General features: G+C 63.9%; 26 protein-coding genes. 9 read left to right on the top strand and 17 right to left on the bottom strand.

What is annotated here, in order from left to right:
- The first annotated feature begins 4 nt into the window (after window positions 1–4).
- Window positions 5–886 carry a haloalkane dehalogenase gene (locus ACE3OO_RS11020; RefSeq protein WP_374302762.1) on the top strand — a complete coding sequence of 294 codons (882 nt, stop codon included), beginning with the start codon at window positions 5–7 and terminating at the stop codon, window positions 884–886.
- On the opposite strand, the gene ACE3OO_RS11015 is transcribed toward ACE3OO_RS11020, so the two are convergent.
- From ACE3OO_RS11015 to ACE3OO_RS11000, 4 genes are all read right to left on the bottom strand, one after another.
- Entirely contained in the window at window positions 887–2,392 is a 1,506-nt protein-coding gene (locus tag ACE3OO_RS11015) for a hypothetical protein (RefSeq protein ID WP_374302760.1), read from the bottom strand. It lies immediately after the preceding gene.
- A 75-nt stretch (window positions 2,393–2,467) separates the two neighbouring features.
- Complete coding sequence (locus ACE3OO_RS11010) at window positions 2,468–2,929, bottom strand: hypothetical protein (protein WP_374302758.1); 462 nt, start codon at window positions 2,927–2,929, stop codon at window positions 2,468–2,470.
- 36 nt (window positions 2,930–2,965) lie between these two features.
- Window positions 2,966–3,256: a hypothetical protein gene (locus ACE3OO_RS11005; protein WP_374302756.1), complete on the bottom strand. Its 291-nt coding sequence runs from the start codon at window positions 3,254–3,256 to the stop codon at window positions 2,966–2,968.
- A 191-nt stretch (window positions 3,257–3,447) separates the two neighbouring features.
- Window positions 3,448–3,906, bottom strand: coding sequence for a VOC family protein (locus ACE3OO_RS11000; RefSeq protein WP_374302754.1), 459 nt, complete (start codon window positions 3,904–3,906; stop codon window positions 3,448–3,450).
- An 88-nt stretch (window positions 3,907–3,994) separates the two neighbouring features.
- On the opposite strand from ACE3OO_RS11000, the gene gcvA reads away from it, so the two are divergent.
- Both gcvA and ACE3OO_RS10990 read left to right on the top strand, forming a co-directional pair.
- Window positions 3,995–4,882, top strand: a complete 888-nt coding sequence (gene gcvA, locus ACE3OO_RS10995; RefSeq protein WP_374302752.1) for a transcriptional regulator GcvA — start codon at window positions 3,995–3,997, stop codon at window positions 4,880–4,882.
- Window positions 4,883–4,997: 115 nt separating this feature from the next.
- Complete coding sequence (locus tag ACE3OO_RS10990) at window positions 4,998–5,900, top strand: DMT family transporter (protein ID WP_374302750.1); 903 nt, start codon at window positions 4,998–5,000, stop codon at window positions 5,898–5,900.
- Window positions 5,901–5,955: 55 nt separating this feature from the next.
- Here the strand turns inward: ACE3OO_RS10990 and argB are convergent, their stop codons facing one another.
- The 6 genes from argB to rpmH are packed head-to-tail and all read right to left on the bottom strand — an operon-like array spanning window position 5,956 to window position 10,207.
- Window positions 5,956–6,870 carry an acetylglutamate kinase gene (gene argB, locus ACE3OO_RS10985; RefSeq protein WP_374302748.1) on the bottom strand — a complete coding sequence of 305 codons (915 nt, stop codon included), beginning with the start codon at window positions 6,868–6,870 and terminating at the stop codon, window positions 5,956–5,958.
- 45 nt (window positions 6,871–6,915) lie between these two features.
- Window positions 6,916–7,569 carry a ribosome biogenesis GTP-binding protein YihA/YsxC gene (gene yihA / locus ACE3OO_RS10980; RefSeq protein ID WP_374302746.1) on the bottom strand — a complete coding sequence of 218 codons (654 nt, stop codon included), beginning with the start codon at window positions 7,567–7,569 and terminating at the stop codon, window positions 6,916–6,918.
- 5 nt (window positions 7,570–7,574) lie between these two features.
- Complete coding sequence (gene yidC / locus ACE3OO_RS10975) at window positions 7,575–9,398, bottom strand: membrane protein insertase YidC (protein WP_374302744.1); 1,824 nt, start codon at window positions 9,396–9,398, stop codon at window positions 7,575–7,577.
- Window positions 9,398–9,673, bottom strand: coding sequence for a membrane protein insertion efficiency factor YidD (gene yidD, locus ACE3OO_RS10970; protein ID WP_374302743.1), 276 nt, complete (start codon window positions 9,671–9,673; stop codon window positions 9,398–9,400). The genes yidC and yidD overlap by 1 nt, the downstream gene beginning before the upstream one ends.
- Complete coding sequence (gene rnpA, locus ACE3OO_RS10965) at window positions 9,670–10,062, bottom strand: ribonuclease P protein component (protein WP_374302741.1); 393 nt, start codon at window positions 10,060–10,062, stop codon at window positions 9,670–9,672. Before rnpA ends, yidD begins: the two co-directional genes overlap by 4 nt.
- A 10-nt stretch (window positions 10,063–10,072) precedes the next feature.
- A complete protein-coding gene (gene rpmH / locus ACE3OO_RS10960) occupies window positions 10,073–10,207 on the bottom strand; it encodes a 50S ribosomal protein L34 (RefSeq protein ID WP_374302739.1) in 135 nt (44 codons plus the stop codon).
- Window positions 10,208–10,537: 330 nt separating this feature from the next.
- Here rpmH and rpmB point away from each other — a divergent pair, with 330 nt between their 5' ends.
- Window positions 10,538–10,831: a 50S ribosomal protein L28 gene (gene rpmB, locus ACE3OO_RS10955; RefSeq protein ID WP_374302736.1), complete on the top strand. Its 294-nt coding sequence runs from the start codon at window positions 10,538–10,540 to the stop codon at window positions 10,829–10,831.
- A 59-nt stretch (window positions 10,832–10,890) separates the two neighbouring features.
- On the opposite strand, the gene ACE3OO_RS10950 is transcribed toward rpmB, so the two are convergent.
- Window positions 10,891–11,832 carry an esterase-like activity of phytase family protein gene (locus ACE3OO_RS10950; protein ID WP_374302734.1) on the bottom strand — a complete coding sequence of 314 codons (942 nt, stop codon included), beginning with the start codon at window positions 11,830–11,832 and terminating at the stop codon, window positions 10,891–10,893.
- A 177-nt stretch (window positions 11,833–12,009) separates the two neighbouring features.
- Between ACE3OO_RS10950 and ACE3OO_RS10945 the strand changes: the two genes are divergently transcribed.
- Window positions 12,010–17,265 (top strand): PAS-domain containing protein, encoded by a 5,256-nt coding sequence (locus ACE3OO_RS10945; RefSeq protein ID WP_374302732.1) that lies wholly within the window; start codon window positions 12,010–12,012, stop codon window positions 17,263–17,265.
- Window positions 17,266–17,283: 18 nt separating this feature from the next.
- Here the strand turns inward: ACE3OO_RS10945 and cobT are convergent, their stop codons facing one another.
- Genes cobT through ACE3OO_RS10930 form a run of 3 tightly spaced genes read right to left on the bottom strand, consistent with a single transcriptional unit; the run spans window position 17,284 to window position 20,860 of the window.
- Window positions 17,284–19,158: a cobaltochelatase subunit CobT gene (cobT, locus tag ACE3OO_RS10940; RefSeq protein WP_374302730.1), complete on the bottom strand. Its 1,875-nt coding sequence runs from the start codon at window positions 19,156–19,158 to the stop codon at window positions 17,284–17,286.
- 28 nt (window positions 19,159–19,186) lie between these two features.
- Window positions 19,187–20,188, bottom strand: a complete 1,002-nt coding sequence (gene cobS, locus ACE3OO_RS10935) for a cobaltochelatase subunit CobS (RefSeq protein ID WP_374302728.1) — start codon at window positions 20,186–20,188, stop codon at window positions 19,187–19,189.
- A gap of 57 nt (window positions 20,189–20,245) precedes the next feature.
- Complete coding sequence (locus ACE3OO_RS10930) at window positions 20,246–20,860, bottom strand: J domain-containing protein (protein ID WP_374302726.1); 615 nt, start codon at window positions 20,858–20,860, stop codon at window positions 20,246–20,248.
- A 106-nt stretch (window positions 20,861–20,966) separates the two neighbouring features.
- On the opposite strand from ACE3OO_RS10930, the gene ACE3OO_RS10925 reads away from it, so the two are divergent.
- Both ACE3OO_RS10925 and ACE3OO_RS10920 read left to right on the top strand, forming a co-directional pair.
- Entirely contained in the window at window positions 20,967–21,269 is a 303-nt protein-coding gene (locus ACE3OO_RS10925; RefSeq protein ID WP_374302724.1) for a BolA family protein, read from the top strand.
- A 97-nt stretch (window positions 21,270–21,366) separates the two neighbouring features.
- On the top strand, window positions 21,367–21,765 hold the full coding sequence (locus ACE3OO_RS10920) for a ribbon-helix-helix domain-containing protein (RefSeq protein ID WP_374302722.1): 399 nt from the start codon (window positions 21,367–21,369) through the stop codon (window positions 21,763–21,765).
- Here the strand turns inward: ACE3OO_RS10920 and ACE3OO_RS10915 are convergent.
- From ACE3OO_RS10915 to ACE3OO_RS10905, 3 genes are read right to left on the bottom strand one after another with little or no spacing between them, the layout of a single operon-like run.
- The gene (locus ACE3OO_RS10915; RefSeq protein WP_374302720.1) at window positions 21,719–22,609 is read right to left on the bottom strand and encodes an AEC family transporter; all 891 of its coding nucleotides are present in this window, start codon (window positions 22,607–22,609) and stop codon (window positions 21,719–21,721) included. The genes ACE3OO_RS10920 and ACE3OO_RS10915 overlap by 47 nt on opposite strands.
- Before the next feature lie 8 nt (window positions 22,610–22,617).
- Complete coding sequence (aroB, locus tag ACE3OO_RS10910) at window positions 22,618–23,739, bottom strand: 3-dehydroquinate synthase (RefSeq protein WP_374302718.1); 1,122 nt, start codon at window positions 23,737–23,739, stop codon at window positions 22,618–22,620.
- A gap of 4 nt (window positions 23,740–23,743) precedes the next feature.
- On the bottom strand, window positions 23,744–24,391 hold the full coding sequence (locus ACE3OO_RS10905) for a shikimate kinase (protein WP_374302716.1): 648 nt from the start codon (window positions 24,389–24,391) through the stop codon (window positions 23,744–23,746).
- 172 nt (window positions 24,392–24,563) lie between these two features.
- On the opposite strand from ACE3OO_RS10905, the gene ACE3OO_RS10900 reads away from it, so the two are divergent.
- Both ACE3OO_RS10900 and ACE3OO_RS10895 read left to right on the top strand, forming a co-directional pair.
- Window positions 24,564–24,704 (top strand): hypothetical protein, encoded by a 141-nt coding sequence (locus ACE3OO_RS10900; RefSeq protein WP_374302714.1) that lies wholly within the window; start codon window positions 24,564–24,566, stop codon window positions 24,702–24,704.
- A 3-nt stretch (window positions 24,705–24,707) separates the two neighbouring features.
- Window positions 24,708–26,651: a hypothetical protein gene (locus ACE3OO_RS10895; RefSeq protein WP_374302712.1), complete on the top strand. Its 1,944-nt coding sequence runs from the start codon at window positions 24,708–24,710 to the stop codon at window positions 26,649–26,651.
- The last annotated feature ends 18 nt before the right edge of the window (window positions 26,652–26,669 follow it).

Raw genomic sequence — 26,669 nt, 5'->3', positions numbered from 1 at the left:
CGCCATGATCGAGGCCCTGCGCACGCCGGACGCGCGCTTTGACGACCTGCCGGGCTATGCCTTCCGGCCGCATTACCTGACCCACGACAACGGCCTGCGCATGCATTACCTCGACGAGGGCAAGCATGGCGCCAGGACCTTCCTCTGCCTGCATGGCCAGCCGACCTGGAGCTATCTCTACCGGCGCATGATCCCGGTCTTCACGGCGGCCGGCCATCGCGTGGTGGCGCCCGACCTGTTCGGCTTCGGCAAGTCCGACAAGCCGCGCGATGAGAGCGCGTACACCTTCGATTTCCATCGCGACAGCCTGGTCGCGCTGATCCGCGCGCTGAACCTGCGCGACGTGGTTCTGGTGGTGCAGGACTGGGGCGGGCTCTTGGGCCTCACCATCCCGATGAAGATGCCCGAGCGTTTCTCCGGCCTGCTGGCAATGAACACGGCACTGGGCACCGGCGACGTGCCGCTCGGGGAAGGCTTCCTGGCCTGGCGCGAGTGGAACAACAAGAACCCCGACATGCAGATCGCCAAGCTGATGAAACGCAGCTGCCCGCATTTGAGCGACGCCGAGGCCGCAGCCTATGAGGCGCCCTATCCCGATGCCGATTACAAGGCCGGCGTGCGGCGCTTTCCCAACCTCGTGCCCGACGGCATGGATGCACCGGGCGCCGCCCTGTCGCGCCGGGCGCGTGATTTCTGGATGAAGGACTGGACCGGCAAAAGCTTCATGGCGATCGGCATGACCGACCCGGTGCTGGGCCCGCCGGCGATGCGGGCCTTGCACAGGATCATCAGGGGCTGCCCCGAGCCGCTGGAGCTGCCCGAGGCCGGGCATTTCGTGCAGGAATGGGGCGAACGCGTGGCCGAAGCGGCGCTCGCCCGGCTCTAGCTATTTCGCCTCGATGCCGCAATAGGACTTCAGTGCCGCCCTGGTATGCGCCGGGGCCTTGGCAAGATCGCCGCCGACAAAACCCGCAATAGTCGCATCCTTGAGCAGGGCCGTGCAGGCTTCGCCTTTCAGGTCGCGCGGCGGCCGTGTGGCGTCGATGGTGCGGAGATCCTGCTTGGCCTTCAGCCGGGTCCCCACGAACGGGGCATCCTCGGCGAACACCGCCGTATAGCAAAAGGCGGCAAAAGGCTCCCCTGCGTTCAGATAGGTTTCGGCGATCCGCTCACCGGCGCTCATCACCGGCGCTGGCGCAGATGCGCCAGCCGCCAGAACCGCCCGCTTCAGGTTCTCGATATTCTGCCGATCAACCCCGATCGCGGTCTTCGCACGCGGGATTCCATAGGTTTCAACATCGGCGAGCTCGGCCGCCTCCTCCTTGCTGCGCTCACGCTTGGCTCGCAAGTCCCTGACCTTGGCCTCAAGATCGGCCAAACGCTTTTCCGAGTTCTGCAGCTTATTCTCCGCATCCCTGAGATTGCTAAGCGCTGTATCGATATTCACCTTTGCCAGCGGGGACGTCTCCCTGAAAGCGGCCTTCAGTTGATCAACCGGCGCCTTCACCCGCTCCATGGCCGTGATGCAGGCGTCAACCAGGGGCTCAAGTCCATCATCGTCGATATAACCGCGATGGATGCGCGCGACAAAGGCCGCACCGGCCGCGCCCGGGTGCCCGGCAATACTGCCGGGCAGCGACAGCCCGCCGGCGATGCCAGCGCCAGTGCCACCCGACAGGCGTTCCAGCGTGGTCAAGGTTGCGACGGCATCGTTCAGTTTCTGCGCCGCCGCCGTTCTGGCAGCGTCGTCCTTCGCCGCAACGAGGGCATCCTTGGCGTCCAGAACGCCCTTCTCGGCATCCTTGAGCGCCTTCGGATCGACACCGGATGTCGATGCGCCGCCGCCCACAGCGGCCAGCGCACGCCCGAAAGCGCCGGCAGCCATCTCGCTGGACAGCAGCGTGGCCATGGTCTTGTCGAGGCGGGCCTGCATCAGGGTATAGGCCGTAGGACCGACCGCGCCGTTCGCATACGCCTCGCAGGCACGATACATCTTGTCCCGCAGCAATTGAATCGCAGCCAGTCGTTCGCCCAGTTGCGCCACCTGCGCTGCTACGCTGCGCTCAAAGCCCACCGCGATGGCCTTCTCGCCCGGCGTCGCACCGGCAGGACTGGCCTTGCTGAGATCGAAACTACCGCTGGCCTTGATGGCCTCTGCGATAGCCTGAGATACATCGGGACTGGGCTCCGCGCAGATAATCCGGCCTGGCATTACATTGCCCTTGTCATCCAAAGAAACCTGGCGGTTGACGACAATTCGCTGCTTGGCATCGGTGATCGGGCTGATACCGCTCCCCAGATTCGCTTCCCGATAGATCGACTGCTGATTTTCGCTGCAGCCCGCGAGCAGCAGAAAGCTGCAGGCGGTCCATGCTGCCAATGTCTGCTTCATATATGCCCCCTCCATATATGCCACTGGTGCCGGCCGATACCGTCGGCAAAGTGATCCTCAAGCCACCTGCTGGAATCAGGGATTGCCGCTGCCCGCCTTGGAGATTCCCTTGCTGAGCATATAGGTACCGCCGCTGATGCCGATGAGGCCGAGCACACCGGTTGGAATGTCGGCAAGCGCACCATCCTTGAGCGGCACGGTGAGATACAGGCCCGCGATCACGAAGGTAAACAGCAGCATCTGGAAACGGGCCAGGCTGGCACCGCCATTGTCGTCTTCCAGCATTTCCCGCAGGTCAATCCGGTGCGTCAGGATCAGCGCCAGCACGATGGAGCCAAAAGCGATCAGCAGGCCGAACAGACCGAGCTTGAGCTGGTCTGACAGGCTGGTGACCGAGCCGCAGGCACCCTTGCAAGCCAGCATGGAGCTGCCCAGCAGGATCGCGGCGATCACAGCCGCAATAATGATGACCGGTATGTCATACCCCGTCCGCACCGGCGCGGGCGCCAATGGTTTATTGTCGGTTTGGTCAACCATGAAACCCCCGCTTCCCCCTGGAGTTGCTATTCGTCTTCAATCCCTTTTCGCAAAACGCCGCCATCCCTCGCCCAGAACGGATAACAGGCCGCTGCCGCCCAGCAGCGCAATCAGTTCGGCGCCGGGTTCGGGCAAGGAGGCTCCACCCCTGGCCACGACTCCAGCAGCATCGAGCAGGTAAAACAGCAGAACCAGCAAAGCGGCGACAAGCTGCTGGGCCTTTTCCGGCACCACGCGTCCGTTCCGATCCGTCAGCAGCCCAACGAGATTGATCTGCCGGGTCAGTAACTGGAACAGGATGACGCCCGCCAGAAGAGCGAGCCACATCTGCAGCATCGTTATGAGCAAATCGCGCATTCCGGCACACACAGAAAAAGGAGCGTTCCCAACGCGAAGGCCTTACTTAAGGCCCCGGACCTGCATAAAGGCAATCCGGAATCTTTTGATGCGCATAGAAAAAGAGCGCCGAACACGGAGTGTCGGCGCTCTGCTGAATAAGCTAGTAACCAGTGCGATACTTATTTCGCAAAGATCATGTCGTCGTTGGCAAATGCCTTGAACTCGAGCGCGTTGCCCGAGGGATCAAGGAAAAACATGGTGTGCTGCTCGCCCACCTCGCCCTCGAAGCGCACATACGGCTCGATGATGAACTTGATGCCGGCGGCTTTCAGTTTTTCGGCCAGCGCCTTCCAATCGGGAATGGAGAGGATCACGCCGAAATGCTTGGCCGGCACCTGATGATCGTCGACCGAGCTGAACGCCTTGGTGCCGCATTCTTCCGGCGCCAGATGGGCCACCACCTGATGGCCGAAGAAATCGAAATCGACCCAATGCTCGGCCGAGCGCCCCTCGCCGCAGCCCAGCAGCTCGCCATAGAATTTGCGCGCTTCGGCAATGTCGCGCACCGGGAAGGCGAGATGGAAGGGACGGATTGCTTTCGTGGCGGCGGCGGTCTTGGTCGGGGCAAGGGCGTTCATCGGGGGCCTCTTTAATCCGGGGGGGCTGAAACTGGGCGGATCATAGCGGCTGGCATTGCGGCGACAATCGATTTAATCTCGGCTCGCTATGAGTTTTTCTCATGATCTGCCCTCGCTGAACGCCCTGCGCGCCTTCGCCGCCGCCGGCCGGCATTTGAGCTTCACCCGCGCCGCCGAGGAGTTGCATGTCACCCAGGGCGCAGTGAGCCGGCTGGTGAAGCAATTGGAGGAGGAACTGGGCATCGCGCTGTTCCGCCGCGGCCCGCGCGGCCTGCAGCTGACCGAGGCCGGCGCCGCCTATCTGCCGGCCCTGAGCGAAGCCTTCGAACGCATGGCCGCCGCCACCCGGCTGATCGCGCGCGCCGGCCGCCCGGCGAACCGGCTGGCCATCACCATGCTGCCGACCTTTGCCATGCGCTGGTTCATGCCGCGCCTGGCCGATTTCCAGCATCTGCATCCCGAGATTGCCGTGGATGTGACCAGCGCCGACCGCCCCATCAATTTCGCCACCGAGCCGGTGGATGTGGGCATCCAGTACGGGAACGAAGCCTGGCCGGCCGAACTGAAGGCGGAATTCCTGTTCGCCGAGACCGTGATCCTGGTCGGCGCGCCAGCCTTGCTGAAAAGCAAACCGGTGAAGAAACCCGAGGATGTGAAGCGCCATGTGCTGCTGACCCATTCGACACGACCGGAAGCCTGGGCCGAATGGTTCAGCGCCGCCGGACTGAAGCCGCCCACGCAACTCCGCGGCCCGGCGTTTGAGCATTTCTTCATGTCAATCGAAGCCGCCGTGAACGGCCTGGGTCTTGCCCTGGTACCCGATATCTTCGTGCAGGCCGAACTGACCAACGGACGCCTGGCCGAACCGCTGCCCGAACATCGCGTGCGGCGACGGGGCGGCTATTACCTGCTGCACCTGGCCGGGCGGGAACGCGAACCGGCGATCCGCGCCTTTCGCAACTGGCTGTTCAGTTGATCGTGGCTTTGGTGATCGTGACCGACCGCACAATCTTCTCCATACCGCCTTTACCCATGCCGCGTCCCGCGATAGGTCGGGCAACCCAACCCCATCACGAAGTCAATCAGCCATCATGCCTGCCCGTCTGCGCCAATCCCGTTTCTATCCCCTGCTGCTGCTGATCGCCACCGGCGTCGCGCTGGGCTTCGCGCCGCCCTTTGCCAAGGTGGCGGCGGCTGACGGCATTCCGATGATCGGCTTTGCCTTCTGGCAGAACCTGCTGGGCGGCCTGTTGCTGCTGCTGCTTGCCACGCTGAACGGCGTGTACCCACCGCTGAAGCCCCGGCATCTGCGGTATTATGCCATCAGCGGGTTGATCACCCTGGCTTTGCCCAGCGCGATGGTTTTCCTGGCGGTTTCGCATATCGGCGCCGGCCTGCCCAGCATCGTTTATGCCTTCCCCGCCATGCTGACCTACATTTTCGCTCTCAGCCTGCGCATGGAGCGGCTGGCCTGGATGCGCGCCGGCGGCATCGCGCTGGGCCTGATCGGCATTCTCATGATCCTGCTGCCGCGTTCCGGGCCGGTGGATGACGCCACCCTGCCCTGGATGCTGCTGGCCCTGATCGCGCCGGTTTCGCTGGCCGCCGGCAACATCTACCGCACGCGCGCCTGGCCGCAGGATGCCGCCCCACTGGCGCTGGCCGCCGGCACATTGCTGGGCGCCGCCTTCTGGCTGCTGCTGGGCAGCGCGGCATTCGATGCCGTGCATCTGCCCGCCGGCAGCATCGATGCCGACTGGGTATTGGCGGCAGCCGGCCTGTTTGCCTGTTTGAGCTTCCTGCCCTATTTCGAACTGCAGCGCGTGGCCGGCCCGGTTTACTTAAGCCAGATCGGCTATGTGATGGCCGCGACGAGCCTGGGGATTGGGACCTTCGTGTTCGGCGAACGCTATGGCCTGATCACCTGGTTGGCTGCGGCCGTAATCGTGGCCGGCATCTTCCTGGTTAACCGCCGGCAACAGGCGGCACGATAAAAAAAGCCGCCCTCAGACGCGGGCGGCTTTTTCTTCCGTCTCAGACGCCTTGTCTTTACGGCGTTCTCTCGATCATCGTGCCGACGCCATGGGCAGTGAACAGCTCCAGCAGCAGCACATGCGGGATGCGGCCATCCAGGATATGCGCCGCCTGCACGCCGCCGCGCACGGCATCGAGGCAGGTTTCCACCTTGGGGATCATGCCACCCGAAATGGTGCCATCGCCCATCAGCACCAGCGCATCCTTGGCGGTGAGTGACGGGATCAGTTTCTTGTCCTTGTTCAGCACGCCGGCCACGTCGGTGAGCATCAGCAGCTTGCTGGCGCCGACGGCGGCGGCGATCGCACCGGCCGAGGTATCGGCATTGATGTTGTAGGTCTCGCCATTCTCGCCGACGCCGATCGGCGCGACGACCGGGATCAGGTTGGAATTCTGCAGGCTGCGCAGAATATCGGGATTGATGCGCATCGGCTCGCCGACGAAGCCGAGGTCGAGCAGCTTCTCGATATTCGAGCCCGGGTCGCGTACGGAGCGGCGCAGCTTGCGCGCCTCGATCAGGCGGCCGTCCTTGCCCGAAATGCCGATGCCGGTGCCGCCGGCGGCGTTGATCGCGGTGACAATCTGCTTGTTGATCGAACCGGCCAACACCATCTCGACGATCTCGACGGTGGCCTGGTCGGTCACGCGCAGGCCGTCGACGAATTCGGACTTGATCTTCAGCCGCTCGAGCATGGCGCCGATCTGCGGGCCGCCGCCATGCACCACGATGGGATTGATCCCGACCTGCTTGATCAGCACGACATCGCGGGCGAACTGCATCGCCAGGGCCTCATCGCCCATGGCATGGCCGCCGTATTTGATCACCATGGTCTGGCCGGCGAAGCGGCGCATATACGGCAGGGCCTCGGACAGGACCTTGGCGGTCTGCTGCAGATGCGTTTCCAGCGGTTGCGGGCCGGTCGTCTTCATGGCTGCTTCTCGGCGTTTTGTTGCTGTTAGCGGTTATACGAGGGTCTAAGCCAGGGCCGCAAGCTCGGCCCGCATTTCCGGGATACCAAAACCGCTTTCGCTGGAGGTGACGCGTATGACGGGATGCGCGGCGACATGACGTTTTAATGTCTGCGCCATAGCCGTCTTGGTTGCGGCCAGTTCGGCGGCCGAGGTCTTATCGGCCTTGGTCAGCACCACCTGATAAACCACCGCCGACTTATCCAGCAGCGTCATGATATCCTCGTCGCCGGCTTTCAGACCGTGTCGACTGTCTACCAGCAGACAGACGCGTTTCAGTTCCGGCCGCCCCTTCAGGTAGGCGCGGGTGGTTTCGGTCCAGGCCGCCGCCTTGGCCTTGCCGACCGACGAATAGCCATAACCCGGCAAGTCGACCAGGCTGAGCGTGCCATTGCCCAGGTCAAAGAAATTGAGCTGCTGGGTGCGGCCCGGCGTGTTGGACGTGCGCGCCAGCGCTTTGCGACCGCAGAGTGCGTTGACCAGCGAGGACTTGCCGACATTGGATCGCCCGGCGAAGGCGATTTCAGGTCCGCGCGCCGGCGGCAATTGCGGCATGGTCATGGCGCCGGCAAAAAACTCGCAGGGTCCGGCAAAGAGCAGCCGGCCGCGTTCCAGCGCGGCCGGGCCGTAATCTTCCTCGACGGCCGGCAGGTCGGCCATGCGCCTTACTTCTTCGACTTCGGTGTAGGCTTGGCCGCGGGATCGGGCGTCTCGGCGCCGCCGCCGATCTTCACGCCCATGCGCTTCATGATCACATACTGCTGCAGGATCGACAGCGTGTTGTTCCAGCTCCAGTAGATCACCAGGCCGGCGGCGAAATGGCCCAGCATGAAGGTGAACACCACCGGCATCAGGGCGAAAATCTTCTGCTGCACCGGATCCGGCGGCGTCGGGTTCATCTTCATCTGCAGGAACATCGACACGCCCATGACGATCGGCCAGACGCCGATCGAGATCACGGCCAGCGGGCCAAGATCGGGCACCGCCCAGGGCAGGAAGCCGAAGCCATTGATCCACGAGGTGGGATCGGGCGCGGAAAGATCGTGGATCCAGCCATAGAAGGGCGCATGGCGCATCTCGATGGCGATGTAGAGCACCTTATAGAGCGCGAAGAAGACTGGGATCTGCAGCAGGATGGGCAGACAGCCGGCGGCCGGATTGACCTTCTCCTTCTTGTAGAGCGCCATCAGCTCCTGCTGCATCTTGGCGCGATCTTCGCCGTAACGCTCGCGCAGCTTCTGCATCTCGGGCTGCAGTTTCTTCATCGCGCTCATCGCCACATAGGATTTGTAAGCGAGCGGGAAGAACAGCAGCTTGACGATCACGGTGACGGCCAGCATGGCCAGACCGATATTGCCGAGCACGCCTTTCAGGAAGTCGATGCTGTAGAACATCGGCTTGGTCAGGAAATGGAACCAGCCCCAATCGACCGACAATTCAAAGCGCAGGATCTTGTGCTGCTCCTCATAGCGGTCGAGCACGCTGACTTCCTTGGCCCCCGCGAACAGCAGCGTGGTGGCGCTGACGGTTTTGCCGGGCTCAAGCTGCTGGCCGGCACCGAGATAGTCGGCCTGGTAGCGGTCGGCACCGGTGTTGGGCTTGGCGTGGGTGAAGCGGGCTTTCACCGTCTGCTCGACGCCGGGCACCAGCACGGTCTGCCAGTATTTGTCGGTGAAGCCGAGCCAGCCACCGACTGTGTCATATTCGCGCGCCTTGTCGTCAGACAGGTCCTTGTAGCTCAACTCCTTAAGGGTTCCGTTGTCGCCCGCCTTGTCGCGGAACACGCCGAGCGGGCCTTCATGCAGGATGTAGAGGCCATCGGTCTTGGGCGTGCCGTGGCGCGAAACCAGGGCATAGGGAAACAGGGTGATCGCCTTGTCGCCCTTGTTCTCCACCGCCTGCGTCACGGTGAAGAGATAATTGTCGTCGATCTCGATCTTGCGGCTGAAGACCTGACCCTGACCGTTATCCCAGGTCAGCGTCACCGGCTGGCCGGGCTTGAGCACAGTCTTGTCCGCGGTCCAGCGCGTCTGGGCATTCGGCAGGGCGATGCCGTTGCCGCTCACCGTCCAGCCAAATTCGGCGTAATAGGGCGAGGGAGCACCGGCCGGCGACAGCAGGTGGATCGGCTTGCTGTCGGCCTGGATGGTTTCCTTGTATTCGGGCAGCACGACATCGTCGATGCGCGCGCCGACCAGGTTGATCGAACCAACCAGCCGCTTGCCTTCGATTTTCACGCGCGGCGTTTCGGCCAGCGCCTTCTCGCGCGTCAACGCCAGTTCAGCCGCCTGCTGGGCCAGATTGGGCAATGGCGGCAGACCGGAAGCGCCGGGCACCGGCGCGGCGTCGGCGGGCGGAGTCTGGCTCTGCTGCGTCGCCTGCTGCTCGCGCAGCCGGTCCTGCTTCGGCTTTTCGATGAAAAACTGGAAACCGAGCAGGATCGCCACCGACACGACGATCGCAATAATGAGGTTCTTCTGGTCAGACATCAGACTGAGCCTTGCTGTACGGAGGAATTTTTAATGGAAGATGTATCGTTGTGCGCCGGCGGTACCGGATCGTAACCGCTGCCACCAAAAGGATGGCAGCGCGCCAGACGACGGACGGCCAGATAGCTGCCGCGCGCGGCGCCATGCTTTTCCAGCGCTTCGAGCGCATAACACGAGCAGGTCGGCTGGTAGCGGCAGCCATGGCCGATCCAGGGCGACAGAATCAGGCGATAGGCCTTGATCGGCAGACTGAGCAGTCGGGCAAAAGGTGTCATGCCGCGCCCTTCTCTCCCGTTTCATCAGCCACAGCCGGCACAGCCGACTGCCAGAGTTTCAGTTTCTTGAGCGCGCTTTCAAGATCGCGGCGCAGCGCCTGGAACTCGCGCGCCGGCGTGGCCTGGCGGGCCACCAGCACATAATCATGGCCGCTGGCGGCATGCATCGGCAGGATTTCGCCGGCTAGGGCCTTCAGGCGGCGGCGGGCCCGGTTGCGGGCCACGGCATTGCCGACCTTACGGGATGCGGTGAAACCGACACGGCGGCACCCGGCTTCGCCCGGCGCAGCCTGCAGCAGCAGACCGGGCAGCGCCACTCGCCGCTCGGCCGCCTGCACCCGGAGATAATCCGCGCGGCGGCGGAGTCGTTCGACACCGCCCGACGCCATCGCGGGTTAATTAGGCCGAGAGCTTCTTGCGGCCGATGGCGCGGCGCGCGGCAATAACCTTCTGGCCGCCCTTGGTGGCCATGCGGGCGCGGAAACCATGGCGGCGCTTGCGCACCAGCTTGGAGGGTTGATAGGTCCGTTTCACAGCGGCTCTCCGTCTGACAGCCGTCTTTATCCCGGAAAACCGCGGAAAAAGACGAATACACGCAAATAGAACCGGGGGCCTGCGGACCCCCGGCAAAATCGGTCCCGCTGTATACGGGGTCGGGCCGGTGGAGTCAACGCGCCTTTATGCCAGTCCGGCCGGCGGCAACACCCGGCAAAACCGGGCTTTTTCCATGCCCGCCGCGAATGCGGCCTCGCGCCTTGCCCGCCGGCCTATCCCCGACCCGGGATTCGAGTTGACGGGTGGGGGGTAAGACCCTATAACCGGCCGCCAAATTTAAGACTCACACTGGAAAGTTAGAGGTTCATCATGGCCCGTCGTTGCGAAGTGACCGGCAAGGGCGTTCAGTCCGGTAACAACGTCAGCCACGCCAACAACAAGACCCGGCGTCGCTTCCTGCCGAACCTGCATGTCGTTTCGCTGATCAGCGAAGCGCTGGGTCGCGACGTGACGCTGCGCGTTTCCTCACATGGCCTGCGCTCGGTGGAACATAACGGCGGTATCGACAACTGGCTGCTGAAGACCCGCGACGAACGCCTGTCTGACGAAGCCAAGGTGCTGAAGCGCAAGATCAAGAAGGCCCTGGCCACCAAGGCGGCCTGAAGCTCTTCATCCTTCGGGATTGCAAACGCCGCTGGCAGAGATGCCGGCGGCGTTTTCGTTTACGGCTCCAACCTGAACACCATCAGCAACGTGCGCTGCAGGCGGTTCTGGTTGTCATCCGACATCACATAGAGCCACAGGCTGCCATCTTCGGCGCGGCGCATATCCAGCGCTTCCATGTTGTCGACCGAAACCGGCCGCGCCCATTCCGCCAGGGTTTCCGGTTGCAAGGCCGCACCGGGCCGGATGGATGTGGCGGCCAGCCGGCTGATCCGGGCTTTCGGTCCGCTCAGTGGCGTGAAGAAGCGCTCCAGCACAAGAACATCATCATTGGGCAGGGCCACGGCATCGGTCGGCTTGAAGCCGTCACGGGCGGGCCAGGACAAGTCCGACCAGACATCGCCCTGAACACCGGCACCGCCCCGGCGCAGCCACGCGGCTGTATGGCCGGACGCAACCTCCTTTTCTTCGCTGAACAGCAGCAAGTCGCCATTCGGCCAGACCGCCACGGCTTCTGCCCCGCCATTATCGGGCTGGGTTTCGAAACCGGGCGGCACCGGCAGGGCGAACCCTGCGGCGGCGCCGGGCTCGGCATAGGTCCAGAGCCGATGGGCGCGTTCGAAACTCACCAGCCACGACCCATCAGGCAGGCGGCGCAGGGCCTCCGCGTCTTTCAGCGATTTGCGCTCGATCGGCCGGCCCTGGGCATCGTTCAGCGGCAGATGCCTGGCCGCCGCGATGCCGGCGGGCAGGCCGGCGGCATCGCGGGTGAAATCCAGCCGCAGCCAGTGGCCGATATCGGAAATCGCCCAGAGCCCGGCACCATCGGCATCCACGACAATTCCGGAATATCCGCCAAAAACATCGCCTTCGGCCGCCAGGATCAGGCCGCCCAGATACTGCAGCCGGCCAAGTTGCACCTGACCCGGCTGTTCGGGGTTAAGCTCCAGCGCGGCGCTGCGGACCTGCAGCGGTTCGGCCCGCAGCCCTCGGCCAGGCATCGCCGAGCCGATAGCCAGCAGCAGAAGCAGTGCTAGACTTATCAATTGTTTAGATTTGGCTTCCATGATGATCCGCATCTTTCCTGCAGCCCAGCAAGGCACTGATACCCGATGATGGCGGCCCCTGAAAATCGCCCTGGCCAGCCCCCGAGAATCATTCCGGCCAGCCGCGCCGCAATGAGGCTGCCGATCCTGTTCGTGGCCGCCCTGCTGCTTCTGCTTGGCGGCGTGCTCGGGCTGCAACTCTATCGCCAGTATGATGACGAAATCGCGAATGGCCAGGCCACGGCCCGGTCGCTGGCGATCATGATGGAAGAACACGCCAGCCGCAGTTTCTCGGCCGTCGACATTTTCCTGCTGAATTACACCGAAACGCTGAGCGGCATGGCCGGCACCCAGAACTTCCATTCGCTGGCCGCATTGCGCGAACGGATGAACAGCCGCCTGGCCGAGATGCCGCAGGTGCGCGCCTTTCTGGCACTCGACGACGCCGGCAATTCCATCCTCGACAGCGCCAGCCTGCAGCCACGCCCGTTCAACGCCGCCGACCGTGAATATTTCACGGTCCATCGCGAACGCAGCCACGCCGGCCTGTTCATCGGCGAGCCAATGCAGAACCGCCTTACGGGCTTATGGACACTCAACGTCAGCCGCCGCTTCAACAAGCCCGACGGCAGCTTTGGCGGCATCATCGTGGCGGCGGTCGATCCCGAATATTTCATGAGCTTCTACCGCGAAGCCGCCATCACGCCGGATAATTCGCTTACCCTGCATCATGCCAATGGCTTCCGCATCGCGCGCATCCCCGAAACCGGTCCTGGCATCGGCAGTTCAACGCAAGGCATCCCGCTATTCAGCGGCCAGTATGACAATGTGGATGCGGGCCTTTACCTGACGTCTGGCCTGCCAGATGGCGTGCGGCGGTATCTCGCATTCCGTCGCGTTCCCGGTTTTCCGCTGATTGTCGCCGCCGGCGTTTCGCGCGATACCCTTCTTTCCAGCTGGCGCGAGAACCTTGCTTTCAGCGGCGCCGCGATGCTGTTGGCCAGCCTGGCCAGTATCGGTTTCCTGCTGATCCTGCATCATCAGAGCGAGCGCGCATCCTGGGCCGAACAGCGCCTGCGCGACGCCGTCGAGTCAATGCCCGACAGCTTCGTGCTGTTCGACAGCAACGACAATCTGGCCCTGTTCAACCACAACACGCTTGACCTGCTGCCAAGCTTTCAGGCCTTCATTGGTCGCGAAGGCATCAGTTATCGCGAGGTCCTGGAAGTCACCGCCGCCGATTTCGGCACCGCCTCGACCCCGGAAGCCCGGCAGCGCCACCTCGCCTTCCGCACCCGGCGCCTGACCACGGAAAAACGCGGCTATATGTATGAATGGCGCATGGCGGATGGTCGCTGGCTGCGGTTCTCGATCAGCCCGACCAGCGAAGGGGGATCGGTCGGCATCACCAGCGATGTCACCGCGCTGAAATTCGCCGAACAACGGCTGCGCGATGCCATCGAGGCATTGGGCAGCGGCTTCGTGCTGTATGGCAATGATGGTCGCCTGATGGTTGCCAACCATCGCTTCTACGAACTCACCAGCCACGATCCCGAACAGATCCGCGCCGGCACGCATGTCGAGGAGATGCTGGAAATCATCACCCAGCGCCGTATCGCGCGCTGGCCGGATTTCGATGCCGCCGCTTTCAAGGAACAGCAGCGCCGGGATTTCTGGCATCCTTCGGGTAAGCCGATCGACGCCGAGATCCGCCCCGGCTATTGGCTGCGCACCCAGCGCCATCGCACCATCGACGGCGGCATCATTTCGGTGATTGACGACATCACCGACCTGAAACTGGCCGAGCAGCACCTGCGCGATGCCATCGAAAGCCTGTCGGACGGCTTTATTCTCTACGGGCCCGATGGCCGCCTGCGCCTAGCAAACCATAACTTCTACAAGCTGACCGGCCACAACCCCGACATCATCAAGACGGGCGTGACTTATGAGGATGTCTTCCGCGAAGTCCTCAGAATGCGCCGCGATCACTGGCCCGATTCCGATCATGCCGGCTATGCCGCGGCGCTGCACCGCGATTACCGCCATCCTTCAGGCAAGCCGATCGACGGCGAGGCCCTGCCCGGCCAGTGGCTGCGCAGCGTACGTCACCGTACCGCGGATGGCAGCACGATTTCCGTCGTCAGCGACATCACCGACCTGAAACTGGCCGAACAGCGCCTGCGCGATGCCATCGCCGCCCTGACCGAGGGCTTCATCCTGTATGACCGGGACGGTTACATGGTGATGGCCAACCAGCGCTATTACGAAATGACGCGGCAGGATCCGGCCCAGGTAAAGCCCGGCACCCATTTCAAGGACATCATGCGCATCACCGCCGAACGGCGGCAGGAATACGCACCGGGCTTCGATATTGATAATTACGTCGAGGCCCTCAGCGCGGAATTCCTCAATCCCACCGGACAACCGGTAGACAGCGAACCCTATCCCGGCATCTGGCTGCGCATGCAACGCTGCCGCACACTGGATGGCGGCGTAATCACCGTTTTCAACGACATCAGCGACCTCAAACTGGCCGAACGGCGCCTGCGCGACGCCATCGAGTCGCTGGCTGAAGGTTTTGTCCTGTATGGCCGCGACGGCCGGATCATCACGGTGAACCAGCGGTTCTACGAACTGACCCGGCATGAGCCGGACCAGGTTGGCCCGGGCACGCATAACGATGACCTTCTGCAAAATATTGTGCGGCTGGCTCGCGAGGTCGGCCGGGAGGAAGAAGCTCTGGCCTATGTGGCAAAACTGAAAGCGGATTTCGATAACCCGAGCGGCCTGCCGTTCGATGTCGAGGCGGAACCGGGATACTGGCTGCGTACCGTGCGCCACCGCACGGCAGAAGGTACAGTCATTGCCATCGTGTCGGACATTTCGGATCTGAAGAATGCCGAACAGCGCCTGCGTGATGCCATCGAATCTCTGGCCGAGGGTTTCGCGCTGTATGGCCGCGATGGCCGCCTTGCCATGGCCAATCGCCGCTTCTACGACCTGACCGGCCACGATCCGGACCAGGCACCGGCCGGCATTCATTACGACCAGATGATGGAACTGGTGAGTGCCCAGCAGGACCGCATGGGCGATGGCGTGAATGTGATGGATTACGTCGCCCGCCTGAAAGCGGATTTTTACAACCCTTCTGGCCAGCCGATCGACGTTCGCCTCAAGCAGGGACGCTGGCTGCGCAATCAGCGCCGCCGTACCGCCGAAGGCGGCGTGATCGCCATCATCGACGACATCACCGATCTGAAACTGGCCGAGCAGCGTCTGCGCGATGCCATCGAAGCGATCAGCGAGGCCTTTGTATTCTATGATGCCGATGATCGCGTGGTTATGTTCAACCAGCGCTTCCTCGAATACTTCCCTGGCCTGAGGGGCGTCATACAGGTCGGCATGCATTTCGAGGACATGCTGCGTCAGGGCGTCGCCAACGGCACCTTCGGACCCGATGCCAAGGACCCGGAAAGCTGGATTGCCGAACGGCTGAAGCAGCATCGCAACCCTGCCGGCATTGCGCTGGAACGGCAAACGCCCGATGGCCGTTGGCTGCTTGTGCACGAACAGCGCACCATCGATGGCGGCCTGGTCGGCATCGGCACCGACATCACCGCGATCAAACAGGCGGAGCGGCAGATGTTCGACGCCATCGAGAGCATCTCGGACGGCTTCATCCTCTACGACAAGGACGAGCGCCTGGTCCTGTGCAACTCGAAATACCGCGAGTTCTACAGGGAGATCAGCGACCTGCTGGTGCCGGGTACCAAGTTCAGCGATATCCTGCGCGCCAGCATCCAGCGCCAGATGGTGGATATGGAGCCGGCCTTCCTGGAGGAATGGCTGGCCGAACGCGTCGAATTGTTCCGCAAGGGCAGCGGCAGCACCGAGACGCGGCTGGCCAATGGCCGCTGGCTGCGCAACACCGAACGCCGCACCAGCGACGGTGGCGTCGTGGGCATCCGCACCGACATCACGGCCCTGAAGCAGCAGCAGGAAACCCTGCAGCGCAACATCACCGATCTGGAAGCCGCCAACCGGCAGGTCGAACAGCAATCCTTCCGCCTGCGTGAACTGGCCGACCGATTCTCGGAGGAAAAGGAACGCGCCGAGGAAGCCAGCCGCGCCAAATCAGAATTCCTGGCGATGATGAGCCATGAAATCCGTACCCCCATGAACGGCGTGCTGGGCACCATCGGCCTGCTGCAGAACACCGAACTGTCGCAGCAGCAGCACAAGCTGGTGATCACGGCACGCGAATCGGCCGAACATCTGCTGACCCTGATCAACGACATCCTCGATTTTTCCAAGCTGGAAGCCGGCCGCATCGACCTGGAATCGATCGATTTCGACCTGCCGCGCGTGATCGAGAGCGCGGTTTCCATGATGAACCCCCGCGCCGTGATGAAGGGATTGCGCCTGAGCACCTGCGTCGCGCCGGAAGTGCCGCGTTTCGCCAAGGGCGACCCGGCGCGGCTGCGCCAGGTCCTGTTCAACCTCACCGGCAATGCCATCAAGTTCACCGACCGGGGCGAAGTCGAAATCATCGTCGACGCCGTGCACCAGTCGGAAGGCCGCTTCAATCTGACCGTCAAGGTGCGCGATACCGGCATCGGCATCGCCGCCGACAAGATCAAACATCTGTTCGGTCGCTTCAGCCAGGCCGACAGTTCGATCGCCCGCCGCTTTGGGGGCACCGGACTGGGCCTGGCGATCTCCAAGCAGCTCATCGAATTGATGGGCGGCAAGATCGGCGTGGAGAGTACCGAGGGGGAAGGCAGCATATTCTGGTTCACCTTGCCACTGCATGAAGGCCAGCCGGTAGAGACCGAAATCGCCGCCGCCCAGGCCGATGGCCCGGCGACGCAGAGATCCCTGCGGATCCTGGTGGCGGAGGACAATCAGGTGAACCAGATGGTGATCGGCCTGATGCTGCGGCAGCTTGGTCATCAGGCCGATCTGGTGACCAATGGCATCGAAGCCTGCGAACAGGTGCAGAAAGCGCCGTACGACCTTGTGCTGATGGACATGCAGATGCCGGAAATGGACGGCCTGACGGCGACGCAAACGATCCGCCGCCTGCCGCAGGAGTGTTCCCGCCTGCCGATCATCGCCCTCACCGCCAACGCCATGGAAGGCGATCGCGAACGCTATATCGCCGGCGGCATGGATGATTACGTCGCCAAGCCCATCGCCCTGCCGCAATTGATCGCGGCAATCAATCGTGTGCTGGGTGGCGCGTCCACCGGGCCCGTCGCACCGGAGCAGGCATCGACTACACAACAGGCCGCAGCAACACCACAGGCGCCGGCAAGCGAAGCGTTGAGCGAAAAAGCGAAAAGCGGCCTGACCAATCTGCTGGCATCGCTGAAGAAACTGAACTGACGCCGAACCAGGCGATTGTCAGGCGGCGCGACGTCCGCCCCGGCCCCGCGCAGGTTTTTGCATCGGCGGTGCTTCGTCGAACAATTCGGCCAGCTTTTCCATCATCACGCCGCCGAGCTGTTCGGCATCAACGATGGTGACGGCGCGTTTGTAATAGCGCGTGACGTCGTGGCCGATACCGATGGCGGTCAATTCCACCGGCGAGCGCTTTTCGATCCAGTCGATCACCTCGCGCAGATGGCGGTCGAGGTAATTGCCCGGATTGACCGACAGGGTCGAATCGTCCACCGGCGCGCCGTCGGAGATCACCATCAGGATCCGACGCTGTTCGGTGCGCGCCAGCAGACGGTCATGCGCCCACATCAGCGCCTCGCCGTCGATGTTTTCCTTCAGCAGGCCCTCGCGCAGCATGAGACCCAGATTGCGACGGGCGCGGCGCCAGGGCGCATCGGCACCCTTGTATACGATATGGCGCAAATCGTTCAGGCGGCCGGGCTGCGCCGGCTTGTTGTCGGACAGCCATTTCTCGCGGCTCTGGCCACCTTTCCAGGCGCGCGTGGTGAAACCGAGAATCTCGACCTTCACCGCGCAGCGTTCCAGCGTGCGAGCCAGGATATCGGCGCACATCGCCGCCACCGTGATCGGCCGGCCGCGCATGGAACCGGAATTGTCGATCAGCAGGGTGACGACAGTATCGCGGAAATCGGTGTCGCTTTCCTGCTTGTAGCTGAGCGGCAGCGTGGGATTCGCCACCACGCGCGCCAGCCGGGCCGCGTCGAGGATGCCCTCCTCAAGATCGAAATGCCACGACCGCGACTGCTTCGCCATCAGGCGGCGCTGCAGGCGATTGGCCAGTTTGCCGACAACCGACTGGAGATTGGAAAGCTGCTGATCCAGGTGATGGCGCAGACGGCCAAGCTCCTCGGCGTCGCACAGGTCGTCGGCGCCCACGACTTCGTCGAACTGCTTGGTATAGGCCTTGTAAACCGCCTCGCGGTTATGGCCCATCATGTCGGAGCCGGGCGGGCGGCGCCCCTTGCCGGCTTCCTCGCCGGATCCGGCAACCTGCTCCTCCATGCCGGCTTCGGCATCCATCTCCACCGCCTCGCCGCCGGAGGCATCGGCCGCATCGGCCTGCTCCATGCCGCTGGACGATGCGTCGCCCTGCTCGGACTCGGAACCATCGGACTGGCTCTGGGGCTGCTGGCCCTGACTGTCCTGATCCTCGCCCTCGTCCTCATCATTCAGGTCGCCGTTTTCATCGTCGACCAGCTCAAGATCCTTGATCAGCTTGCGCGCCACCTTGGCGAAGGCCCGCTGATCGTCGATGCGGTTCAGCATCTCGTCCAGATCGGCGCCGCCCTTCTCCTCGATCCAGTCACGCCACAGCGACACCATCTTCTGTGCCTGGGCAGGCACCGCCTCGCCCGTCAGGCGCTCGCGCGCCAGCAGGCCGAGCACGTCGGCCAGCGGCGCCTCGGACCGGTCGCTGATCTTGGCGTAGCCCTTGCTGCGGCAGCGTTCTTCCAGCGCGGCATTCAGGTTCTGCGCCACGCCGGCCATGCGGTTGGCGCCAATCGCCTCGACGCGAGCCTGCTCGACGGCGTCGAACACCGCACGCGCCGTGCCGCCCTGGGGCAGCAGGCGGGAATGCAGGCCGTCATCATGATGGCGCAGACGCAAAGCCATGGCATCGGCCATACCGCGAATCTGCGCCACTTCCGTCGCCGGCAACTCGCGCCCCGGCACCGGCAGGCGCGCACGCTTGCCACGCAGGCCGGGCGTCTCCGGCCCGAAGCTAACCTGCAGATCGCGGTCATGCGAGATGGCCCGCGTCGCCGCAGTCAGCGCGCGCTTGAAGGGTTCGATCGGGCTTTCCGGCTTGTTGGCCATGCCAGGAACTCCAGACTGCGGCGCCGGCTTAGTTCAGGTCGGCCTTGGCCGCGGTTTCCGGCAATTCCTCACCGAAGCAGCGCTGGTAGTATTCCGCCACCATCGGCCGCTCCAGCTCGTCGCACTTGTTGAGGAAGGTGAGCCGGAAGGCGAAACCGACACTGCCGAAGATACGGGCATTCTCGGCCCAGGTGATGACGGTACGCGGGCTCATCACCGTCGAGATGTCGCCGTTGATGAAGCCGGCGCGGGTCAACTCAGCCACGGCTACCATGTTCTGGATCGTCTTCCTGCCCTGTTCGCCGGTATAGCTGGGCGATTTCGCCAGCACGATGGCGACTTCGTCGTCAGCCGGCAGGTAATTGAGCGTGCAGACAATGCTCCAGCGGTCCATCTGGCCCTGGTTGATCTGCTGTGTGCCGTGATAAAGCCCGGTGGTGTCGCCCAGGCCGACGGTGTTGGCCGTGGCAAACAGGCGGAAAGCCTTGTGCGGGCGGATCACGCGGTTCTGGTCGAGCAGCGTGAGCTTGCCCTCGACTTCCAGGATGCGCTGGATCACGAACATCACGTCCGGGCGGCCGGCATCGTATTCGTCGAATACAAGGGCCACCGGCGATTGCAGCGCCCAGGGCAGGATGCCTTCACGGAATTCGGTCACCTGCTTGCCGTCGCGCAGCACGATGGCATCCTTGCCGACCAGGTCGATGCGGCTGATATGGCTGTCGAGATTGATGCGCACGCATGGCCAGTTCAGGCGGGCGGCGACCTGCTCGATATGGGTCGATTTGCCGGTGCCATGATAGCCCTGCACCATGACGCGGCGGTTATAGGCAAAACCGGCCAGGATCGCGAGCGTGGTTTCGCGATCGAAGCGATAGCTCGGATCCAGATCCGGCACATGCTCGCTGGGCTGACTGAAGGCCGGCACCTTCATGTCGCTATCGATACCGAACACGTCGCGTACGGAAACCGTGATATCCGGCAGATCGCTCGCCGGCATGGAAACGGACTTGGTCTGAAGGGCCGTCATCGTCACTCTCGGGTTCTTGCTTGGGCTTTAATATGCGCCTTGGGGGAGATCATTTGTTCAAGTATAGCCGCGGGTCTGGAGAAAGGCATAGGCCTGGTTAATGCTTTTCAGCCGTTCTTCGGCCTGTTTATCGCCGCCATTGGCGTCGGGATGATACCGTTTGACCATCAGCTTGTACTGCGCCTTCAGGTCGGCCTTCCGCAGCGGCAGCGTTAATTTCTCCAGATCGAAGCCCAGTTGCAGCAGGGCCTCGCGTTCGCGCGGATCGAGTTGCAGTTCGGCCTTCGTCTTGCGCCGACCGGCACCCAGCGTGATGCCCACTTCGGCCAGGATGCCCAGATCGTCCTTGACCCAGACTTGCGGTTCCTCGCGCTGCGGCTTGGTGCCCAGCCGCCAGGTGGGACGATGGCCCAGCACATCCTGGCGCTGATACCGTTCGACATCATCGGCACTCATGCCACGGAAGAAATCCCAGCCGGCATTATACTGCCGCACATGATCGAGACAGAAATGCCAGCGCCCGTCGCGTGGTTCGCGGCTTTTCGGCGCGGGGAAACGCCCCTCCTGCTTGCAGCCGGGATGATCGCAGCAGCGCATGCCGCGCCGGCCAAAGGCGGCTTCGGCCTCGGCATCGAGGAAGATTTTCTGCTGGGCGGATCGGGCGCGCGACATGATCGTGAAAGTATGGGTCTTAGGGGTGACACTGGCAAGGCAATAGCCCCTGCCATAGGGTTATAGCCGACCTGCATTTTTCTTGAGCGATCGGGGAGTTTTCGTCATGTCGTTGGCCGAGCGGATCCGCAGCAATCTGAGCCGAGCCCTGCAGCCCCAGATACTGGAACTGATTGACGAATCCGCCATGCATGCCGGGCATGCCGCGATGAAGGGCCTGCCCGCCAGGGAAACCCATTTCCGCCTGACCATTGTGGCCGAGGCCTTTGCCGGCACCAGCCGGGTCCAGCGCCAGCGCCAGATTTACAGCCTGTTGGCTGCGGAGCTCGCCGACGGCGTGCACGCCCTGGCTATCACCGCCCTCACGCCCGCCGAGGCAGCAATGCGGGGAATTTCTGCATCTAGTTGATTCTATTACACAACTTATCGAGTCAGATTTATGTGGATATTGCAACCTTTTCATTTGATAGTTTTTTTATCATCCATTATAGGTTGCAGTTATGCCGATGACCCGTCGACCTCAGCATGCTTCTGCCGCCGCCAGTAACGGTCCCAGCCTGGTGACCCGCAACCTGCGTCTGGGCCGGGGCCGCACGAGTATACGGCTGGAGCATCTGGAATGGGCGGCCCTGGACGCCATCTGCACGGTCGAAGGCATCGACCGGCACCAATTCGCCACCCAGGTCGACCGCGACCCAATGCGCCGGGAAAAGACGCTCACCTCGCGGGTGCGCAGCGCAATCCTGGCCTATTTCGTGGTGCGTTCGGGCGTCGGCGTGGCCGGAATCGCGCCGACAGCACAGGCACTTGGTACACAGGCCCTGGGCCGGCAGAACGGCCATGGCGACATGATGGGCTTCAGCGCAAAACTGCCAGCAGCAGAACAGGAAGAGTCGCGAAACTGAGCAGGGTGGAAATCACCACCAGGCTGGCCGTGGCGGCCGGATCGCGATTGAAGCGCGCGGCAAACACATAATTCACCACGGCCACCGGCATGGCGCACTGGATGATGAAAGTGCCGCGTGCCGCGCCTTCCAGACCCAGAAACCAACTCAGGCCGAAGCCGATCCCGATCCCCAGACCCAGCCGCAGCAGCGACAGGATCAGACCGTTTTTCAGATCCTGCACCTTCAGCGTGGCGAGCGAGACGCCGAGCGTAAGCAGCATCAGCGGAATGGCGATGCCGCCGGCCACCTGCAGGCTGCGCATGATCCACAGCGGCGGATGCAGGGCGACCAGATTGCCCAGGATGCCGAACAGGATCGCGTAGATCATCGGCGAACGCAGCACCTCGCGCAGGTTGCCGCGTCCGGCCATGATCGACTGGCCGATCGTCCAGTTGCCCAGCGATGCCACGGCGAAGAACAGGATGCCGAGCGCCAGACCCTCCGCGCCATAAGCGAACAGGCAAAGCGACAGTCCGGCATTGCCGGCGTTGGGGAAGGTGAGCGAAGAGATGAAATTGCGCACCGGCAGGCCAAGCAGCCGCAAAGCCAGCGCGCTGGCCGCCATCACCACCGCCAGCGCGATCATGCTGGCCAGTACCATCGTGCCCAGCATGGCGCGATTGATCTCGGACGACAGCAGGCTGTGCAACACCAGACAGGGCGTGCCGATATTGGTGGCGAGCAGGCTGACAGTCTCGACCTGGAAGGGACGGCCGCGTTTCGCCCATAGCCAGCCGAAACCGGCCAGCACGAACAACGGCGCGATGACTGACAGAACCTCGGTGATCAGGGCAACTGGCATGGCGGCGCTTATGCCGCGACGGCGAGTTGCTCGCGCAACAGGGTATCCACCGCCTCGGGCATCACGTCGTTGCGCTGCACGGCGCGGCCGATGGCCTCGGCCAGGATGAAGACCAGCTTGCCGTCACGCACCTTCTTGTCCTGCTTCATATGCTCCAGCAGCACGGCCGGCGAGAAGGCCTTTGCGCCATCGACATCCAGAAGCCGCGCCGGCAGGCCGCTCTCCGCCAGATGACGCTCCACGCGCGGCGCCAGTTCGCCGCCGCACAGGCCGAGCTTCGCCGACAGGCGGAAAGCCAGGCCCATGCCGACGGCAACGCCCTCGCCATGCAGCAGGCGTTGGGAATAGCCGGTTTCGGCTTCCAGCGCATGGCCGAAGGTATGGCCCAGATTGAGCAGGGCTCGCTCGCCCTCCTCGCGTTCGTCGGCTGCCACGATACGCGCCTTGTGGGCGCAGCAGCGCGCCACGGCTTCCGTGCGCAGGGCCATGTCGCCGGCCAGCAGCTTCGCGCCATTCTGCTCCAGCCAAGCGAAAAACTCGGCATCGCCCAGCAAGCCGTATTTCACGACCTCGGCATAACCCGCGCGCAGCTCGCGCGGCGACAAGGTATCCAGCAGAGCCACGTCGGCCAGCACCAGGCGCGGCTGATGAAAGGCGCCGATCAGATTCTTGCCCTGGCGGCTGTTGATCGCGGTCTTGCCGCCGACGGAAGAATCAACCTGCGCCAGCAGGGAAGTGGGCACCTGGATGAAATCCATGCCCCGGCGCAATACCGAGGCGGCAAAACCGACAAGATCGCCGATCACGCCACCGCCCAGGGCGATGACATGGTCGCGCCGTTCGACCTTCAGTGCCAGCAGCGCCTCGCAGATCTGCTCGAAACCAGCATAGGATTTCTGTTTCTCGCCTGGCGGCAGGATCACGGCCTCGCAGCCGATATTCTTCAGCGCCAACGCGCGCTTCAGCGTGTCGAGATGCCGGGCCGCCACATTCTCGTCGGTGACGATCACGGCATAGGGCCGGCGCAGCAGCGGCGCGATATGCTCGCCCGCGCGTTCCAGCAGGCCGCCACCGACCAGGATATCGTAGGCGCGATCACCCAGTGCGACGCGCACCTTTTGCTCTGTCATGGTCTTACTCTGTCGGTGAGGAATGCGCCGGTTCGGCGTGATGCCGTTCGGCCAGTTTGCGATAGGCCAGCGGCAAAGCCTGCAGGATCTGCTCGACCACCGCCTCATGCGGTCCGTCGGCACTGATCACGGCGATGTCGGCCTCGGCATAAACCGGATAGCGCTCCTGCATCAGGCGCTGCAGCGTGCCGCGCAGGTCGCCATTGGCGAGCAGCGGGCGGTTGCTGCGCCGGGCGCAACGCTTGACCAGCACGTCAAGCTCGGCTTTGAGCCAGATCGAAAGGCCGCGTTCGCGGATGCGGGCGCGCGTCTCAGGGTTCATGTAGGCACCACCGCCAGTGGCCAGCACGATATGCGGCTGCTCCAGCAATCGGGCAATCACCTTGCGCTCGCCATCGCGGAAGGCCGCCTCGCCATGCGCGGCAAAGATTTCCGGAATCGTGGCGCCGGCCGCCTTTTCGATCTCGATATCGGCATCGAGGAAATCGAACCCCAGCCGCCCGGCCAGCCGGCGGCCAACCGAGCTTTTGCCCGCTCCCATCAGGCCAACCAGCACCAGGCTGCGCAGACCCTCCGCGCCGGCATTTGCATCCGCGGTCGAGTCGGGTGTGGCAGCCACGCCGGAGACGGTATCGATAATACTGACGCCCATTCCTGTGATCCTGGCCCGCGATCCGGACCGACCTTCCCGACGGCTACTGTGACAGAGCCATGCGGCCCGCGATTGCCTGATGGGGGCCGCGCCGGTACAATAAAGCAATCGCGTCACAATTCCAGCGCGCCACCCGTTCCGCCGGCCCGCTGCAACCCGGAGTTCGAGCCGCATGGCCCGTATGTCGATTGTCCTGTTCCTGTTTCTCGTGCTGCTGATCGGCGGTGGCGTTACCTTCCTGGCAAGCTGGGACATTCCGGCTCCGCGCGCCAAGGTCGAGAAGGTGATCCCGGCCGACCGGCTCGGGAAATAACCGATGCATGCCGGTTCCGCCCTGCCCCGCCGGTTCACCGGCCGCGGCCTCCTGCTCGCGGGACTGGCCGTACAGGCGGTTCTGATTGCCGGCTTTGATCTGCGGGCGCAACCGATCCGCCTGACCCCGCCCGGGGCTAGCCAACCCGGGGCAAGTCAACCTGGGACGGAACAGCGCCCCGACACTGCCGCCCCGGCACAGGACAGCACACCGCCCATCGGCCAGGGCCAGCCTGGTGCGGGCCAGCCTAGTGCAGGACAGTCTGGACTGGGCCAGCCCGGCGGCATACAAACCGCCCCCCTGCCTGCTCCCCAGCCCTCCACCGAACTCGCTCCGCCCAACGGCAAGGCGCCCGCATTCGTCAGCCAGCCGCTATCGGCGCCCGATCCCGCCATCGCGGGCCTGCTGGATGACGGCAATGGCGGCCTTGGGGCCACGATGTGGCAAGGTACCAGCCGCGCCCAAGCCATGCAGGCGCTTGGCGTGCTGCCGGCGCCTGTGGCAGCCAGCGCCCTGCGCGACCTGCAGCGTCGCCTGCTGCTCACCACCGCACAGGCACCGGTTGGCAGTGGCGGCACCCCCAGCCTACTTGGCCTGCGGGTCGAGCAATTGTTCCGTCTGGGCCAGATCGCTGCCGCCGAACAGCTTGGCACGCCGCAGCCGCCAGACCTGAAGGATCCGATCTTCCGCCAGCTGCCGTTCGAAATGGCATTGCTGAAAAACGACCTGGCACAGGCCTGCAGCCTGGCTGCGTCGGCACTGCGCGAGGATGCCTCGCCGTATTGGCAGAAAGCGGCCGTGCTGTGCCGCTACAGCGCCAAGGATATCGCAGGCGGCGATCTGGCGCTCAGCCTGTGGCGCGATGGCGGTGGCGGCGAGGATCCGGCTTTCAACGCCCTGGCTGCCGCCCTGCGCGGCGATGCACGGGCGAAGGTGGAAAGCCTGGGTGGCGCCAGCCCGCTGCATTTCGCCATGCTGCGCGCAGCCGGCCGCCCTTTGCCGAAAGACACTCTGGACGTCGCGCCACCATCGCTGCTGGTGGCACTGGCGGCCTATGACAAGGCCGATGCCGAACTGCGACTCAGCGCGACCGAGCGCGCTGTGCGTTATGGCGCGCTGCCGGCCGAACTGCTGGCCGAAGCCTATGCCGCTGCCGAAATTCCCGAGGCGCAGCGTGCCGCCCTGACTGCGGCGATCGCCGGCGGCAAGGACAAGAACGCACGCGCCGCCGCGTTCCTGTATCAATCCACCAAAGCGGCCAACGAGCCCAAGGCGCGCGCCGAACTTGTGCGCCGCGCCTATGACCTTGCCATGGCGCGCGACCTGCTGTTGCCTACGGCTGCGGCCTACAAGCCGTTGCTGAACAACCTAGTGCCCAACGAGGCCAGCATTCCCGCGGCGCCGGCCGTGATCCGCATGGCGCTGGCCGCGGGCGAGACCGGCACCGCGCGGCTGTGGCGCAACATCCTGATGGCCTTGCCGCCGGAACGCGACAACGCCGGCGAGATCGCCGCAGAAGCCTGGCCTCTGCTGCTGATCGCGGGCGAGGACGGCGAGTGGCGCGATAGCCGGTATGAAGCTTGGCTGGCGGCGCAGAACGACCTGCCGGTGGCCCAGCGCCATGCGCGCGCCGCGCAGTTGCTGACGCTGGCCGAAGGGGCTGGCATCGTTGTGCCGACAGAACGTTGGGACAGCCTGCTGAATGCCGGAGCGGGCGCCGAGCGCAAGGCGCCGCCCGTGGCGGTATGGCGCAACCTGCTGCGCGCCTCCGAGGCCAAGGCGAAAGGCGAAACCGTGGCGCTGGCACTGGCGCTGCTCGGCCCCAATGGCAGCCTGGATGCCGATGGCCAGAGCCTGGCAACCGCGCTGGGAGCGCTGCGCAATGTCGGAATGGCCACGGAAGCGCGACAGATCGCATTGGAAGCGGCGCTGCTGCGCGGCTTCTGATCCCGCCATGGCCCAATC

The sequence above is a fragment of the Ferrovibrio sp. genome (assembly GCF_041906005.1).
Classification (GTDB): domain Bacteria; phylum Pseudomonadota; class Alphaproteobacteria; order Ferrovibrionales; family Ferrovibrionaceae; genus Ferrovibrio.
This window is presented reverse-complemented; position numbering and strand designations above follow the sequence as displayed.

Bases quoted from the DNA above. Each gene is read 5' to 3' on its own strand.
- gcvA (WP_374302752.1), top strand. From the start codon at position 3,995: ATGAGTTTTTCTCATGATCTGCCCTCGCTGAACGCCCTGCGCGCCTTC.
- cobT (WP_374302730.1), bottom strand. From the start codon at position 19,158: ATGGCCAACAAGCCGGAAAGCCCGATCGAACCCTTCAAGCGCGCGCTG.
- yidC (WP_374302744.1), bottom strand. From the start codon at position 9,398: ATGTCTGACCAGAAGAACCTCATTATTGCGATCGTCGTGTCGGTGGCG.
- ACE3OO_RS11015 (WP_374302760.1), bottom strand. From the start codon at position 2,392: ATGAAGCAGACATTGGCAGCATGGACCGCCTGCAGCTTTCTGCTGCTC.
- ACE3OO_RS10915 (WP_374302720.1), bottom strand. From the start codon at position 22,609: ATGCCAGTTGCCCTGATCACCGAGGTTCTGTCAGTCATCGCGCCGTTG.
- yihA (WP_374302746.1), bottom strand. From the start codon at position 7,569: ATGGCCGACCTGCCGGCCGTCGAGGAAGATTACGGCCCGGCCGCGCTG.
- rnpA (WP_374302741.1), bottom strand. From the start codon at position 10,062: ATGGCGTCGGGCGGTGTCGAACGACTCCGCCGCCGCGCGGATTATCTC.
- ACE3OO_RS11010 (WP_374302758.1), bottom strand. From the start codon at position 2,929: ATGGTTGACCAAACCGACAATAAACCATTGGCGCCCGCGCCGGTGCGG.
- ACE3OO_RS10900 (WP_374302714.1), top strand. From the start codon at position 24,564: ATGGCCCGTATGTCGATTGTCCTGTTCCTGTTTCTCGTGCTGCTGATC.
- ACE3OO_RS10905 (WP_374302716.1), bottom strand. From the start codon at position 24,391: ATGGGCGTCAGTATTATCGATACCGTCTCCGGCGTGGCTGCCACACCC.
- ACE3OO_RS10920 (WP_374302722.1), top strand. From the start codon at position 21,367: ATGACCCGTCGACCTCAGCATGCTTCTGCCGCCGCCAGTAACGGTCCC.
- ACE3OO_RS11000 (WP_374302754.1), bottom strand. From the start codon at position 3,906: ATGAACGCCCTTGCCCCGACCAAGACCGCCGCCGCCACGAAAGCAATC.
- rpmB (WP_374302736.1), top strand. From the start codon at position 10,538: ATGGCCCGTCGTTGCGAAGTGACCGGCAAGGGCGTTCAGTCCGGTAAC.
- ACE3OO_RS10895 (WP_374302712.1), top strand. From the start codon at position 24,708: ATGCATGCCGGTTCCGCCCTGCCCCGCCGGTTCACCGGCCGCGGCCTC.
- ACE3OO_RS10930 (WP_374302726.1), bottom strand. From the start codon at position 20,860: ATGTCGCGCGCCCGATCCGCCCAGCAGAAAATCTTCCTCGATGCCGAG.
- ACE3OO_RS10945 (WP_374302732.1), top strand. From the start codon at position 12,010: ATGAGGCTGCCGATCCTGTTCGTGGCCGCCCTGCTGCTTCTGCTTGGC.
- cobS (WP_374302728.1), bottom strand. From the start codon at position 20,188: ATGACGGCCCTTCAGACCAAGTCCGTTTCCATGCCGGCGAGCGATCTG.
- aroB (WP_374302718.1), bottom strand. From the start codon at position 23,739: ATGACAGAGCAAAAGGTGCGCGTCGCACTGGGTGATCGCGCCTACGAT.
- ACE3OO_RS11020 (WP_374302762.1), top strand. From the start codon at position 5: ATGATCGAGGCCCTGCGCACGCCGGACGCGCGCTTTGACGACCTGCCG.
- ACE3OO_RS10990 (WP_374302750.1), top strand. From the start codon at position 4,998: ATGCCTGCCCGTCTGCGCCAATCCCGTTTCTATCCCCTGCTGCTGCTG.
- ACE3OO_RS11005 (WP_374302756.1), bottom strand. From the start codon at position 3,256: ATGTGGCTCGCTCTTCTGGCGGGCGTCATCCTGTTCCAGTTACTGACC.
- ACE3OO_RS10925 (WP_374302724.1), top strand. From the start codon at position 20,967: ATGTCGTTGGCCGAGCGGATCCGCAGCAATCTGAGCCGAGCCCTGCAG.
- argB (WP_374302748.1), bottom strand. From the start codon at position 6,870: ATGAAGACGACCGGCCCGCAACCGCTGGAAACGCATCTGCAGCAGACC.
- yidD (WP_374302743.1), bottom strand. From the start codon at position 9,673: ATGACACCTTTTGCCCGACTGCTCAGTCTGCCGATCAAGGCCTATCGC.
- ACE3OO_RS10950 (WP_374302734.1), bottom strand. From the start codon at position 11,832: ATGCCTGGCCGAGGGCTGCGGGCCGAACCGCTGCAGGTCCGCAGCGCC.